This window comes from Acinetobacter sp. 1207_04 (assembly GCF_052850415.1).
Map to the genome: position 1 here is coordinate 118130 of NZ_VXCQ01000011.1, position 14601 is coordinate 132730.

General features: G+C 36.8%; 14 protein-coding genes. 8 read left to right on the forward strand and 6 right to left on the reverse strand.

Features of this window, described 5'->3' with window-relative positions:
* The first annotated feature begins 145 nt into the window (after positions 1-145).
* Positions 146-1144, forward strand: coding sequence for a cysteine synthase A (gene cysK / locus FW754_RS11515; RefSeq protein WP_446324716.1), 999 nt, complete (start codon positions 146-148; stop codon positions 1142-1144).
* Between the two features lie 102 nt (positions 1145-1246).
* Here the strand turns inward: cysK and FW754_RS11520 are convergent, their stop codons facing one another.
* Positions 1247-1813 carry a LuxR C-terminal-related transcriptional regulator gene (locus FW754_RS11520; protein ID WP_409510406.1) on the reverse strand — a complete coding sequence of 189 codons (567 nt, stop codon included), beginning with the start codon at positions 1811-1813 and terminating at the stop codon, positions 1247-1249.
* A 437-nt stretch (positions 1814-2250) separates the two neighbouring features.
* Between FW754_RS11520 and FW754_RS11525 the strand changes: the two genes are divergently transcribed.
* The 5 genes from FW754_RS11525 (at position 2251) to FW754_RS11545 (ending at position 8733) form a co-directional block, all read left to right on the forward strand.
* Positions 2251-3588 carry an MFS transporter gene (locus FW754_RS11525; protein WP_409510405.1) on the forward strand — a complete coding sequence of 446 codons (1338 nt, stop codon included), beginning with the start codon at positions 2251-2253 and terminating at the stop codon, positions 3586-3588.
* A gap of 181 nt (positions 3589-3769) precedes the next feature.
* A complete protein-coding gene (locus FW754_RS11530; RefSeq protein ID WP_446324717.1) occupies positions 3770-5272 on the forward strand; it encodes a CoA-acylating methylmalonate-semialdehyde dehydrogenase in 1503 nt (500 codons plus the stop codon).
* 196 nt (positions 5273-5468) lie between these two features.
* Positions 5469-7943 (forward strand): heavy metal translocating P-type ATPase, encoded by a 2475-nt coding sequence (locus FW754_RS11535; protein ID WP_446324726.1) that lies wholly within the window; start codon positions 5469-5471, stop codon positions 7941-7943.
* Positions 7944-8026: 83 nt separating this feature from the next.
* Positions 8027-8419 carry a Cu(I)-responsive transcriptional regulator gene (gene cueR, locus FW754_RS11540; RefSeq protein WP_446324718.1) on the forward strand — a complete coding sequence of 131 codons (393 nt, stop codon included), beginning with the start codon at positions 8027-8029 and terminating at the stop codon, positions 8417-8419.
* A 119-nt stretch (positions 8420-8538) separates the two neighbouring features.
* On the forward strand, positions 8539-8733 hold the full coding sequence (locus FW754_RS11545; RefSeq protein WP_409510402.1) for a heavy-metal-associated domain-containing protein: 195 nt from the start codon (positions 8539-8541) through the stop codon (positions 8731-8733).
* Between the two features lie 121 nt (positions 8734-8854).
* Here the strand turns inward: FW754_RS11545 and FW754_RS11550 are convergent, their stop codons facing one another.
* A complete protein-coding gene (locus tag FW754_RS11550) occupies positions 8855-10162 on the reverse strand; it encodes an MFS transporter (RefSeq protein WP_446324719.1) in 1308 nt (435 codons plus the stop codon).
* A gap of 590 nt (positions 10163-10752) precedes the next feature.
* Here FW754_RS11550 and FW754_RS11555 point away from each other — a divergent pair.
* A complete protein-coding gene (locus FW754_RS11555) occupies positions 10753-11244 on the forward strand; it encodes a MarR family winged helix-turn-helix transcriptional regulator (protein ID WP_446324720.1) in 492 nt (163 codons plus the stop codon).
* Between the two features lie 194 nt (positions 11245-11438).
* Here FW754_RS11555 and FW754_RS11560 read toward each other — a convergent pair whose 3' ends face one another.
* Positions 11439-11675 carry a hypothetical protein gene (locus FW754_RS11560; protein WP_409510399.1) on the reverse strand — a complete coding sequence of 79 codons (237 nt, stop codon included), beginning with the start codon at positions 11673-11675 and terminating at the stop codon, positions 11439-11441.
* A 281-nt stretch (positions 11676-11956) separates the two neighbouring features.
* Between FW754_RS11560 and FW754_RS11565 the strand changes: the two genes are divergently transcribed.
* Positions 11957-12568 carry a LexA family protein gene (locus FW754_RS11565; protein ID WP_409510398.1) on the forward strand — a complete coding sequence of 204 codons (612 nt, stop codon included), beginning with the start codon at positions 11957-11959 and terminating at the stop codon, positions 12566-12568.
* Positions 12569-12580: 12 nt separating this feature from the next.
* Here FW754_RS11565 and FW754_RS11570 read toward each other — a convergent pair whose 3' ends face one another.
* From FW754_RS11570 to FW754_RS11580, 3 genes are all read right to left on the reverse strand, one after another.
* Positions 12581-12997, reverse strand: a complete 417-nt coding sequence (locus FW754_RS11570) for a hypothetical protein (protein WP_419346887.1) — start codon at positions 12995-12997, stop codon at positions 12581-12583.
* Between the two features lie 204 nt (positions 12998-13201).
* Entirely contained in the window at positions 13202-13984 is a 783-nt protein-coding gene (gene pcaD, locus FW754_RS11575; protein WP_446324721.1) for a 3-oxoadipate enol-lactonase, read from the reverse strand.
* 62 nt (positions 13985-14046) lie between these two features.
* The coding region (locus FW754_RS11580) for a thiolase family protein (RefSeq protein ID WP_446324722.1) at positions 14047-14601 on the reverse strand (555 nt) is incomplete at its 5' end.

Below are 14601 nucleotides of genomic sequence, written 5' to 3' on the forward strand. Positions count from 1 at the left end.
TTTTCTAAGTAAATGATTTATAAAAGCAAACAAATTCGAAAATAGAATAATTAAATCTCTTTTATGCATATAACATTCTATGTAAAAAGCGATATGATAAAAGCAGATAACATGAATCATTTATATCTAAATTTGAGGAAAGCACATGTCTACAGAAACAAATTTCCCGAAAATTGAAAATGCAGGGATTGCCGTTTATAACAACAACGCTGAAGCGATTGGTAATACGCCTTTAGTGCGCATTAATCGATTGATTCAGAGTCAAGCAACAGTTTTGGCAAAAATTGAAAGCCGTAATCCTGCCTTTTCAGTGAAAGATCGTATTGGCGCAGCACTCATTGCAGATGCTGAAGAAAAAGGTCTACTTAAAAAAGGCATGAAAATTGTTGAGCCAACAAGTGGAAATACAGGTATCGGTTTAGCTTTTGTTGCAGCAGCAAAAGGTTATGAAATTACATTAACAATGCCTGCAAGTATGAGTATTGAGCGCCGTAAAGTATTAAAAGCGTTGGGTGCTAACCTTGTATTGACTGAACCTGCGAAAGGCATGAAAGGTGCGGTCGATGAGGCGGTACGTTTAGCCACAGAACAGCCTGAAACTTATTATTTGCCACAACAATTTGAAAATCCAGCCAATCCTAAAATTCATGAAACTACGACAGGTCCTGAAATTTGGGCTGCAACAGGTGGTAAAGTAGATATTTTAGTTGCAGGTGTGGGTACAGGTGGAACGATCTCTGGTATTTCACGCTATTTTGAACAAGTACAAAATCAACCCATTTATTCTGTCGCTGTTGAGCCAGCGGAATCGCCAATTATTGGTCAGGCTAAACGTGGCGAAACATTAACGCCAGCGCCACATAAAATTCAAGGTATAGGTGCAAACTTCATTCCGGGTAATTTGGATTTAGATTTAGTCGATGAAGTGATTGCAATTACGAGTCCTGAAGCAATTGATTTTGCACGTAAGATTGCAACCCAAGAAGGTATTTTTGTTGGGATTTCAAGTGGTGCAGCACTTGCCGCAGCCACACAGTTGGCTGCTCGTCCTGAAAATGCAGGAAAAACGATTGTCGTAATTTTCCCTGATGCAGGCGAGCGTTATTTATCTTCAGTTTTATTTGAAGATATTTCTGCCGAATAAGCTGTATCAATGAATAAAAATAAGTCATAAAAAACCACGGTGTCATTCCGTGGTTTTTTATTCATAAATATGAATAAAATAGTATATCTCTAAATTTTTAATTCAGATATGAGCGTAATTTTTTTCTTGAATAATAATCTTTGAAGTGAGTTCTGCTTTAGTTCGTACACCAAGTTTTTTCATTAAATTAGCTTTATGCACCTCAATTGTCCGATGTGATAAATCAAGCTTTCTCGCAATCTCTTTACAAGTAAACCCATTGACGATGAGTTGTGTAATTTCAGCTTCACGTTTAGTTAATTTATATTTTGATGTTACTACTTGATCTTGACGCTCAAAATGCCAAACCATCAGTTTAAATGGATCTTCTGGTGTAAGCGTTTGCCCATGCGTATGTGTCCAAAAAAGCTCGCCATTTTTATGCTGCATAAAACGATGGTCGGAATAAAAGTGACTTTTTTTGAGCATTAAACTTTGTAAAGCATCATCTCCAACTTTTTCGTAGTCTTCAATACTTGGAAAAATTTTGACTATAGATTGCTCAATCAGTTCTTCCCGTGTATAGCCAAATAAATTTGTAAATGCAACATTCATTTCCATCATGCATCTGTTACTGAGTACAACGATAGGGGCAGGACAAAAATCAAATGCCAATTTGTTATAATTCATCATAAGCATCCTTACTTAATAGATTAAGGAATATATGATTTAGACTAAAATAACAAGTATAAAAACAACCAAATAACTTATTTTTTAAATACAGTAATAGTTGAAAAAACATAAATAATATTTCGATTTTAGATACTAGATAAAACATTTTTAGTGTTTTATTTTCAATATTTTTTATTAAGTGTTTGAATTTTAATTATATAATGAAAAAACACTCACTACTTAAGTAATTAAGGGTGTTGACCTCTAATTTAATCTGATTCAAATTAGAAAAAGATGAAAAGTGATTCATTCTTTAGCTTTTCAAATTGAATATGAATCATCAATATGCATATTCAATACTTAAAAATCAAAAATACTTTATGTCACTAATAGTCCGGATTGATTATTCATAAAGTGTATACAAAATGAAATATTAAAAAGTGCAAGAGGTGTCTATGGAACAGATACAAGGATCAAATGCTCAGCCTAAAAAGTCATCTCACCGTTTGGCTGGTATCTCTAGTATGGTCGGTACAACCATTGAATGGTATGACTTTTTTATCTACGGTGCAGCAGCAGCACTGATTTTCAATAAATTATTCTTTCCTAATCTTGATCCTTTAACAGGAGTCTTAGCCGCTTTTGCAACGTATGCAGTAGGATTTATAGGCCGTCCCTTAGGTGGAATAGTTTTCGGACATTTTGGAGACAAAATTGGCCGTAAAGCTATGCTCTTAACGACACTTGTCATGATGGGTATTCCAACAGTTTTGATTGGACTTTTACCGACGTATGAAAGTATTGGTTATTGGGCGACATTTTTCCTTGTTGTTTTACGTTTTATACAAGGAATGGCGATGGGCGGAGAATGGGGCGGTGCTGTTTTAATGGCAGTGGAACATGCTCCTGAAGGTGGTAAGGGGTTTTGGGGGAGTTTACCGCAAGCGAGTGCGGGTGGTGGCTTAATGCTTGCATCGATTGCATTGGCATTGGTTTCATTACTTCCTGAGGCAAGTCTATTTAGTTGGGGATGGCGTATTCCATTCCTCGCGAGCATTATACTTTTAGGTGTAGGTTGGTATATTCGTGTGAAAGTGCCTGAATCTCCAGACTTTGAAAAAGTGAAAGAACAAGCACAAGAAATTAAAGTACCTGCGCTACAAGTTTTCAAAAACCATCCACGTGAATTGTGGACAATTATTTTTGCTCGTGCTGCTGAAAATGCTTGGTTCTATATTGCATCTACCTTTGCTTTAGCGTACACCACAACAAAATTAGGCATTCCACGCCAAGATATTTTATTTGCCACCATTTGTGGAGCAGGCGTCATTATGGTGATGACGCCCTTATGTGGTCACCTTTCAGATAAGGTCGGACAGCGTAATATGTTTATGTTCGGTTTGGTGGTTCTTGCACTTTATTGTTATCCATTTTTTAGCATGCTTGATACGAAAGATCCGGTACTCGTTTGGACTGCGATTGTTTTGGCTATTGGTGTAGTTTTTCCAATCATGTATGCACCACAGTCACAGTTATTTGCTCGTCAATTTCCTGCAGAAATTCGCTATAGCGGTATTTCTATTTCAGTACAGTTTGCGGGTGTACTCGGTGGTGGTATCGCTCCGCTTATTGCGACAAAGTTACTCAGCGTTGGTGATGGCAGTCCACATTTGATTATTATGTACATTATGGGAATGGCAATATTTGCAATTTTCTGTACATGCTTTATGAAAAAAGATGAGCTTGGAAAATCTGCAAAACTCAAAACTGTCAAAAAAGAAATGCGTGTGTAATGCGTTAATACGGTTATTTAAAATAATATTTTAGATAAAGATAAAACCATATTTATCTTTATCTATCAAAACTATATGGCAATGCATATTTGTTAAAAATCAAAGTTTTTAAATTTTGTAATATTTATTTTTTTTAAAATTAGCAATGTAGCAAATCTAAAACTATACATGGAGGTTAAAGATGGCTCAATTGATCGGGCATTATATATCGGGTAAACACATTGTAGAAACGCAAAGAAGCGGACCTATATTTAATCCTTCCACAGGGGAGGAGATAGCTCAATGTGCTTATGGCGATGTAATCACTGTAAATCAAGCTGTTCAGGCTGCAACATCATTAAATGCTCAAAAATGGTCGAAGGCTTCACATGCATCGCGTTTACAAGTGATCTATAAACTTCGTGAGCTTATGATTGCTAAAACAGAAGAGCTCGCTGAAATTATTGGTAGAGAGCATGGTAAAACTATTGCTGATGCCAAAGGTGAAATAGGACGCGCAATTGAAGGGATTGAATTTGCTTGTAATGCACCACAAGTGACTAAGGGGGAATATGCTCGAAATGTTGCGGGTGATATAGATGTTTTTTCAGTCAGAGTTCCAGTGGGTGTCATTGGATGTATTACGCCTTTTAACTTTCCAATTATGATTCCAGCAGTCATGATGGCAATGGCTGTTTCAATTGGAAATTCGATTGTTTGGAAGCCTTCTGAAAAAGTACCATCAGCAGCATTGTTTTTTGCTAATTTATGGAAAGAAGCTGGTTTACCTGATGATATTTTTAATATTGTACAAGGTGACAAAGTTGTTGTAGACGCTATGTTAGAACATCCTGAAATTTCAGCAATCAGTTTCGTTGGCTCAACTCAAATTGGTGAGTACGTTTACCAAAAAGGAACTTCCCACAATAAGCGTGTTGCGGCATTTACTGGTGGGAAAAATCATATGGTTGTGATGCCAGATGCCGACTTAGAAGCCGCAGCGAATGCTTTTGTTTCCGCAGGATTTGGTTCAGCGAGTCAACGTTGTATGGCTGTTTCGTTGTTACTCCCTGTTGGTGTAGAAACAGCTGAAAAATTGCGAGAGTTAATTATTACTAAAACTAAAGCACTTAAAATGGGGGCTTATAATGATGAATCTGCAGATTTTGGTGCAGTTATTTCATCGCAAGCAAAACAATCAGTATTAAAGGCAATTGATCAGTGTATTGAAGATGGAGCTGAACTATTATTGGATGGACGTTCTTATCAACATCCAGAATATAAAAATGGCTATTATATAGGTCCAACATTACTTGATCATGTAACAACAGACATGGATTTTTATAAACAAGAAGTGTTTGGTCCAGCACGAGGAATATTGCGTGTGAATAGTTTAGATGAAGCCATTGCTGTGACAAATAGTCATGAGTTTGGTAACGGCTCAGTCATATTTACTCGTGATGGCAAAACAGCGCATCGTTTTTTTACTGAAATTGAGTCTGGTATGATTGGAATAAATGTCCCTGTTCCTTTGCCCGTAAGTTATTTTAATTTTGGTGGTTTAAGGCGTTCAAAATTTGGTGAATCCCATTTATATGGACCAGATGCTGCACGTTTTTATACTAAGTTAAAAACAATGTCACAAAAATGGCCCGAGCAAATTGAAGGTCATCAAGAAATTTCTTTGGCATTTAAAATTACATAAAAAATTTACTGTATTTATTGACTTAAAGCCTGCTATAGCAGGCTTTTTATTTAAATATATAACTTAAAGATCTATAAATTTAATCAGCATTATTGGAACTTAACTCTTGACCTTCCCATGATGGGAATCTTTATGCTAATACTAATCAAAAGATCAGCAAAAAGAGGATACTGCAATGACAACAACATCAGATCCAATGAAGCAAAGCAAGAACGTAACACAAAGCTACAGTGGAACGCTCAATATTGAGGGAATGACTTGTGCTTCGTGCGTTGGTAGAGTCGAAAAAGCCTTACAGAAACTGCCTAATATTGATGCTGTCTCCGTGAATTTGGCTACAGAAAAAGCCACCATTCAAAGTCATGAGCCTTTGGACTATGATGCGATTATTCAAACCATTGAAAAAGCAGGCTATGAAGTACCGAAGGCGCTACCTATAGAACTTACCATTGATGGAATGACCTGTGCTTCTTGTGTTGGACGTGTTGAGAAAGCCCTAAAAAAAGTTGAAGGGGTTACTTCAGTAAGTGTCAATTTAGCCACTGAAAAAGCTTTGATTGTAGTAAACCCTCCAACCACGGTTGAGCAACTCATTCAAGCTGTGGCAAAAGCAGGTTATGAAGCTCATGTCATTCAAGCTGATCAGATCGAAATTCAGCAAGAAAAAAAAGCAGACGAATTAAATCATTTAAAACATGACTTAATTCTTGCCACTATTTTAGCAACACCTGTTTTCTTACTTGAAATGGGTTCACACCTTGTTCCTGTATTTCATCATTTAATTGCAAATAGCATAGGTACTCAAAACAGTTGGTATATCCAATTTGTTCTGACCACGCTTATTTTAGTTTTTCCAGGACGTCGTTTTTATCAAAAAGGTATTCCTGCATTATTTCGCCTTGCCCCTGATATGAACTCTTTAGTTGCTGTGGGTACATTCTCGGCTTATGTGTTTTCTGTTGTTGCAACTTTTTTCCCGCAGTTATTACCAATAGGGACAGTGAATGTCTATTTTGAAGCTGCTGCTGTTATTGTTGCACTCATTTTATTGGGTCGTTTCTTTGAATCTAAAGCACGAGGGCGTACATCTCTTGCTATTCAACAGCTTTTAGGAATGCAACCTAAAATGGCACGTGTTGAGCAAGATGGGCAAATGGTAGAAATTGCCATTCAAGATGTTAAGTCGGGCATGATTGTTGAAATTCGTCCGGGTGAACGAGTGCCTGTTGATGGTCATATTATTTCAGGGCAAAGTTTTATTGATGAATCGATGATGAGCGGTGAACCGATTCCTGTCGAAAAAGCTGTCGGAGCTGAAGTTATTGGGGGAACAGTCAATCAAACAGGCAGTCTTAAAATTGAGGCAACTGCTGTAGGTCAAGATTCGGTACTGTTCCAAATCATTCAAATGGTTGAGCAGGCACAAGGTTCTAAACTTCCTATTCAAGCAGTTGTCGATAAAATTACCATGTGGTTTGTCCCTATGGTGATGGCAATGGCATTGCTCACGTTTATTGCTTGGGTGATTTTTGGTCCTGAACCCGCATTAAGTTTTGCCTTAGTCAATGCCGTTGCTGTACTGATTATTGCTTGTCCATGTGCCATGGGGCTTGCAACACCGACTTCGATTATGGTCGGAACAGGACGTGGTGCAGAAATTGGTGTGTTATTTCGTAAAGGTGAGGCATTACAGTCTTTAAAAGAAGCACGTGTGGTCGCTGTTGATAAAACAGGGACACTCACAGAAGGCAAACCTGTTTTAACCAATTTTGAAGTGTTATCGGGTTTTGATGAAAATCAAGTCTTGGCAGCTGTAGCTAGTATTGAAAATAAGTCGGAACATCCGATTGCGCAAGCCATTGTTAAAGCTGCGCTTGATTTAGGATTAAGTTTAAGAGAGATTCAAAACTTTAACTCATTGACGGGTTATGGTATTGAGGCAGATGTAGATGGCTTACATTTGCATATTGGTGCAGATCGACTTATGCAAAAACTTGGTTTATCTGTTGAACAATTTGCACAGACAGCTGAGAATTTAGGACAAGAAGGCAAAACGCCCTTATATGTAGCCATTGATCAAAAACTTGCTGCGATTATCGCCGTGGCTGATCCGATTAAGGCGAGTACTTATCCTGCAATTAAAGCTTTACATGCTCAAGGTCTTAAAGTAGCAATGATCAGTGGTGATAACCGTCATACGGCTGAAGCGATTGCTAAACAATTGGGTATTGATGAAGTTATTGCTGAAGTTCTACCTGCACAAAAAGTGGAAGCTGTGCAAAAACTCAAACAAAGCTATGGGCATATTGCTTATGTTGGTGATGGCATTAACGATGCACCCGCTTTGGCTGCTGCTGATGTTGGTGTAGCGATTGGCACAGGAACTGATGTTGCAATTGAAGCGGCTGATGTTGTCTTAATTTCAGGCAGTTTGCAGGGTATTCCCAATGCGATTGCACTGAGTAAGGCAACAATGGACAATATTCATCAGAATCTATTTTGGGCATTTATTTATAATATTGCGCTCATTCCTGTGGCTGCTGGTGTGTTATATCCTACATTTGGTATTTTAATGTCACCTATTTTTGCTGCTGGTGCGATGGCGTTGTCTTCAATCTTTGTCTTAGGCAATGCATTACGTTTAAGAACATTTAAGCCTGTAACAGGGTGAAATATGCTTCAATTTAGGATTGCTCCTTTATGTGAGTTGGCAATTTGAAATCTAACCATATATATCAGAAATAGAGGTGAGTCATGAATATAGGTCAGGCTGCGAAACAATCAGGTTTGTCTGCAAAAATGATTCGTTATTATGAAGATATTGGGCTGATTGATGCGGCAAAACGTACCGATGTTGGTTATCGGATCTACACCGAACAAGACGTTAAAACGCTCAATTTTATTCGGCATGCACGAGAGTTAGGTTTTTCTGCTGAACAGATGAAAGGTTTGATTTCATTATGGAAAAATACCGATCGAAGCAGTGCTGAAGTTAAACAATTAGCTTTAAAGCATATTGATGATTTGAATCAAAAAATTAAAACCTTACAAGAGATGGTCAATACTCTTGAACAATCCGTGTCTTGTTGTGCAGGAAATGAAAGCCCCGATTGCAGTATTTTAGAGCATATTGAAAAAGGGCATTAAGTTAAAAGGCTGTATTTTCTGATACTTAAATTGCAGAAAGTAAGTAAAGAAAGACTTGACCTTGCCATTATGGAAAGGTTTAGAGTAAAGCAATATCATTGATAGAACTGGAGATTATAATGAAATTATTTGTAGAAAATATGACGTGTGGCGGTTGTGCTAAAGGTGTAACTGCAAGTCTGAAAACGGCTGATGAGCAAGCGACTGTGAATATTGATGTTGCTGCAAAATTAGTTGAACTTGAAACTACACTCGACCAAACTGCCGTACTTGCCGTATTGGAAGAAGATGGTTGGAAAGCAGAAATTCGTTAAGCATTTTACTGCGAAATTTTGACCAATAAAAAAAGCCCGAGAGGGCTTTTTTTAGCTTTAAATTATGAGTTTAAAAAATAACATTAGTTTAACAATAATCGGTTGAACGATAGATAAAAAATTAAATTGCGGCTTTTTCATGGTTAATAAAGGCAATCCCCACTGCACCCAAAATGGCAACGGCTGCAATAACCATAAAGTTTTGTTCTAACGGTAAATTCAATGCTACGATATAACCAATAATCAACGGAGCTAGAATTGCACCTAAACGACCAACGCCACCTGCCATACCAATGCCTGTTGAACGAATGTTGGCAGGATAGAATTGTCCACAGTATGCATAAGCCACAATCTGACCGCCTGTTGAGCATGCGCCTACTGCTGCAATAATCAGATAAAGCATATTTTGCGAATGATCAAATGTCATGGCATATAAGAAAATACCACCCAATGTATACATGGTGACCAAGACCCATTTGATGTGAAAACGATCTGCTAACCATCCCCCAACAATACAGCCAATGACTGCACCAAAATTTAGAGCAATGACAAAACTAAGTGCTGAACCTAGGTTATAACCTGCCAAAGCCATCAGTTTTGCAAGCCAAGTACTGAGCGAATAAATCATGAATAGCCCAGTAAAGAAGGCAACCCAAAGCATTAAAGTACTTAAAAAGCGTCCATCACTGAACAATTGAGTTACAGGTACAGATTGATGAGGTGCCATTGGAGGAAATTGTAATTGAGTCTGTTCATTAATTTGTAAAGAGGGCTCAATTTTTTGCATGATAGCTTTAATTTCGTCAGTTTTATTTTTCTTTTCTAAATAGACCAAAGACTCAGGCAAATACTTGTAAATAAATGGCACCAAAAATACAGGAAAACCCGCAGCAAAAAATACAATTTGCCAACCAAATTCCATAATGAAATATTTACCAATCGCCGCTGCAACAATCCCACCAACAGCATAGCCCGAAAACATACCTGTGGTCATGAGACTACGGATTTTTTTTGGTGAGTATTCAGTCATGTGTGCAACGATATTGGGTAATACACCACCAATACCGAGTCCAGCGATAAAGCGTAAAATACTAAAGCTGATGGGATCTTTGCATAGACCCGCAGCCGCCGTGAATAAACTGAATAAAACTACACAAATTGAAATCGTTAAGCGACGTCCAATTTTTTCAGACAAGCCACCAAATACAATGGTCCCGAACATCATACCGAACAAGGTTGAGCTTGCCATGAAGCCCGCAGTCGATGCTGAAACCTTCATTTCCTCCATAATAGAGGGGATTGCAGCACCTGCAACAGCAATATCATAACCGTCAATAATAATAATTAAAAAGCACCAAAATAGAACGCGGAGGTGAAACTTATTCAGTTTTGCCTCATCTATTGTTTTTTGTACGTCAATGTACTGCATTGGCATCTCCATACCATAATTTATGTCAAATAATTTACATATATTTTCATTTGTTATTACACATATTAGACATTAAAGCAGACAAATTTCCTTATTTGTCCATTAGAAGCGAATGCTAAATATACAAATTGAATATATTTGAATCGAAGTAAATGTCAATATGTTGATATATATTATTTTTTATCTTTTTAAAATATTAATATAAAACATATATTTATTTAATATATTTAGTATAAATATTTTAATATTTATACTAAAGTCGAGTACTTGTTAAAAAATAGGATGATTTTATCATTTTAAAAATTAAAAAAGATCAGTATTCTATATTTTGATATGTATGACAATATATTGATATAATTTTGAGAATATGTAGTAATTATCAAAATAAGAGAATACGGTGAAGGATATGTGTAAATACAACCAAACAAAACAACTTGTTTATAAAGAGCAGGCTGTAATTGTTATACTTCGGATTAAATGCTATTTTAAAATTGAATGAAAATAGTGCTTTAAAGCCTATAACGAAATTTCATGAGGACATGATATGAATGAAGTAGGCTTGAACATTTTTGATAAAGGACAGATGTTCTATGAGTAATGAACAGAACTCTTCCCATGATGAAGATTTGTATGCAATACATAACAGGCTTTTTTTTCGAGTATTCCAACTAGGTAATACTTTAGACAGACAAAGTGCTAAAGAACTTGGTGTTTCGCCTGTACATTGGGCAGTTTTGGGTGCTTTATCACGTGAAAAAGTACGTGAAGGGATGTCTTTTTCCGATCTGACAGAATATCTAGGTGTAAGTCGACAAAATTTAGATGGCGTACTTAAACGTTTAGAACGTGATGATTATGTGATTCGTTTTGCAGACCAAGCAGATCGCCGTGCAAAAAAAGTGATATTAACGCCTTTAGGATTTGAATTTTGGGAGCAATTACAACTCAAAATTTATGAGTTTTATCGTCAAGCAATGGAAGGCTTTATGTTTGATGATAAAGCAACCTTTGTACACTTCTTGAACAAGCTCAATGCAGGCATGAATAATGCTTCATTACAGCATTCGGATCAAAAGAAATGATCTATTTTTATTCAATAAAAATGTAAATTTTAATACGTAAAAATGAAATATTATGTGGTTTTCAAGGACGGTCAATGTAGATCATCCTTGATTTATAACGTATATATTTATGTTCGACTTGCTTTTATTTTGTTTGCTCAATTATTTTTAGGTTAGGAATTTCATCATTGAGTTAGTAACTGAAAAATAATTTTTCAGCACTGTAGCGATAACGGTTGTAAACCTTTCACAATATCTGAAAATGCAGAACCATTGAGCCAAAAAGATTTTTTCAAATATAAGGTCGTCATAATACTTTCAGCCTCATCTGTATTTTGTTCGCAGACCAATCCGTAGTGGCTTCCCAATACAATATTGTCTTCAATAAGACGAATATAATATGCATGTTGATCATCGGCATAACCTAAGATAGCATCACGTTGAGTTGTCATTTTTATGTCTCCGCATAGAAAATCATTCAATATAAATAAGTGATATATTTGATCATTTTTATTTAAATAAAATCAGTGATTTAAGATTTTAATAAATAAATTTATCTATAATTCAATGTGTTATTTAATTTATCTAAAACATCCATGTTAAACAGATAAGTTAAAATCTGATCAATGAAGCCATTGTTATGGAAAATGAGAAGGACGTCAACTTGAATTTGTAACTTTTTCAAGTTATATTATTTTTAAGACATCTACGGTTGCAAATAGAGCGAAAACAAATGACAAAAAAACAAGAATTTGAACATGGTGGTGCTCGTGTTAATGCGGGGCGAAAAGCACAGTTCAATGAACCAACAAAGGTGATTCGTGTACCTGAGTCGCAAGTTCATATTATCAAAAATTGGCTGCTAAATAATATTAATCCAGGGCATCTATCGGATTTGTCTTCTTCGTTAAAGATGCAACCTGTAGAAGCTAAAAATGAGAAAATTTACCAAATTCCTTTGGCTACAGAGCGTGTTGCCGCAGGATCACCAGCGTTTATACATGAGCATATTGAACAATCATTAGATATGAATGAGTATTTGATACGTAATGAAGGTTCAACGTTTATTGTAAAAGCAAACTCGCTTTCTATGTATGATGCAGGTATTGATATTGATGATCCGCTTATTGTTGATCGAAGCATTTCAGCAAAGTCAGGTGATATTGTTATAGCGCTGATTGATAACGATTTTACAGTTAAACGACTGATGATTGATATGCAATTTAATCCACCGAAAATTTGGTTGAAAGCTGAAAATGCGGATTATCAAAATATTTATATCGAAGAAGGGCAACAGCTTGAAATATGGGGGGTTGTGACCTTTAATTTAAAAAGAATGCGCTGATTTATTGAAAGTTTAAATAAAGAGTGTTCTTTTTAAAGCGAGCGCATCTTGTAATGCATTGTGTGGTTGAGCTGATGGGACATTGAGTTCATGTTGTTTATTATAGAGCTCTAAAGTCATGGGCGGTGTGGTCATGCTAGAACCAAAACCCAAAATTAAGCTATTTAGAAATAAAGATAGATCTTCGGGCCAATCGGCAATAATATGAACTGAATCGTAATGAAATAAAAAGTTTCTCAGTTGTGACTGAAATTGCTGTAAAGAAAGTGCGGGCTGATTCAAAATCGGAATGACATGTTCAGCGACCCATGCAATAGGTGCATCACAGGGCAAAACCTCATAGAAATAACATTCATTTTCATCGACTAATGCCATCGAAATAAGTTCACCACCAAAGCCATTAAATTCACAATCGAGAAATAACTTCACATTTTCACCGTGTTTTATTGAGTAGTTTTCAGGTTTGGATCAGACAGATTCATATCGCTAAAACAATACAATTATTATGCAAAAATATGGCACATTCAAATAAGAAAGCAACAAAATAAAAAACACCCTAAAAGTTTAGATTTGAATCATCTTCACTTTCAGGATGTTGGGTAAAGCAAAAATCAATGAATCAAGATTAATTTATCATGATGAAGCAATAAATTTTTGCACGGCTTTACTAAATACTTCAGGTTGTTCGATATTGGAAATGTGGGATGCATCAATTGTAAATAACTGACTACCGACAATATGTTCAGCCATAAACTGACCATCGGCTACAGTCGTTACAGGATCTTGAGTTCCTGCAATAATCAATACAGGCACTTGAATTTTTTTCAGTTGTTCACGTAAATCTGCTTTAGCCAACGCTTCACAACAGCTTGCATAACCTTCTGCGCTGCTAGCTCCGAGGTCGTTACTCAGAGAAGTCACAATTGCTGTGTTGCGTTGGATAAAGTGCTCGGTGAACCAACGTGATGCTGCTGTTGATGCAATCGGTTGTAAACCTTGTTCACGGACAAGTGTCGCACGGTCTTTCCATGCTTGTTCTTGTCCAATTTTTGCAGCTGTGTTGCAGACAATTACGTGATTAAAACGTGCAGAGTAGTTGATAGCTAACCATTGACCTGTTAAACCACCCATAGAAATACCACAGAAAGTGGTTTTTTCAACATTGAGATGATCAAGTAAATTGATGACATCTTGACCCAATTGATCAATGGTATAAGGACCTTGTGGGGCAGATGATTGACCATGACCACGAGTGTCATAGCAAATCACAAAAAAATCATTTTTGAATGCATCAATTTGAGCTTGCCACATGCTGAAATTTGTCCCTAAAGAATTAGAGAAAATAATCGCAGGCTTATTTGCCTCACCAAAAGTTTGGTAATTAATTTGTGCGTCGTTTGATGTGAATGTTGGCATTAAATCCCTCCCAACCTCCCTTTAAAAAGGGAGGAGAAATATCTTAAATTAGTGATGCTTGGTTAGACTCGTTCAATAATCAAAGCGATACCTTGACCGACCCCAATACACATTGAGCAAAGCGCATATGTACCACCCGTTACTTCAAGTTGATTGAGTGCTGTGGTAACTAGACGTGCACCCGAAGCACCCAACGGATGACCCAATGCAATAGCACCACCATTTGGATTGACATGTGCTGCACCATCTTCAAGACCTAGGTCACGAGCAACCGCCAAAGCTTGAGCTGAAAATGCTTCATTCAGTTCAATCACATCCATCTGCTCTAATGTTAGATTGGCTTGTTTGAGTAACTTTTTGATAGCAGGTGCAGGGGCAAAGCCCATAATGCGAGGTTCAACACCGACAGTGGTTGCCCCAATGATTTTGGCACGTGGGTTTAAACTATATTTTTCAACAGCTTCATCAGACGCAATCAATAAAGCGGCTGCACCATCGTTAATACCTGAGGCATTGCCCGCCGTCACAGTACCTGCAACTTTGACCACAGGTTTTAACTTGGTCAGGGCTTCAATTGTGGTGGCACGTGGATGTTCATCTTTTGTCACAACAATTGT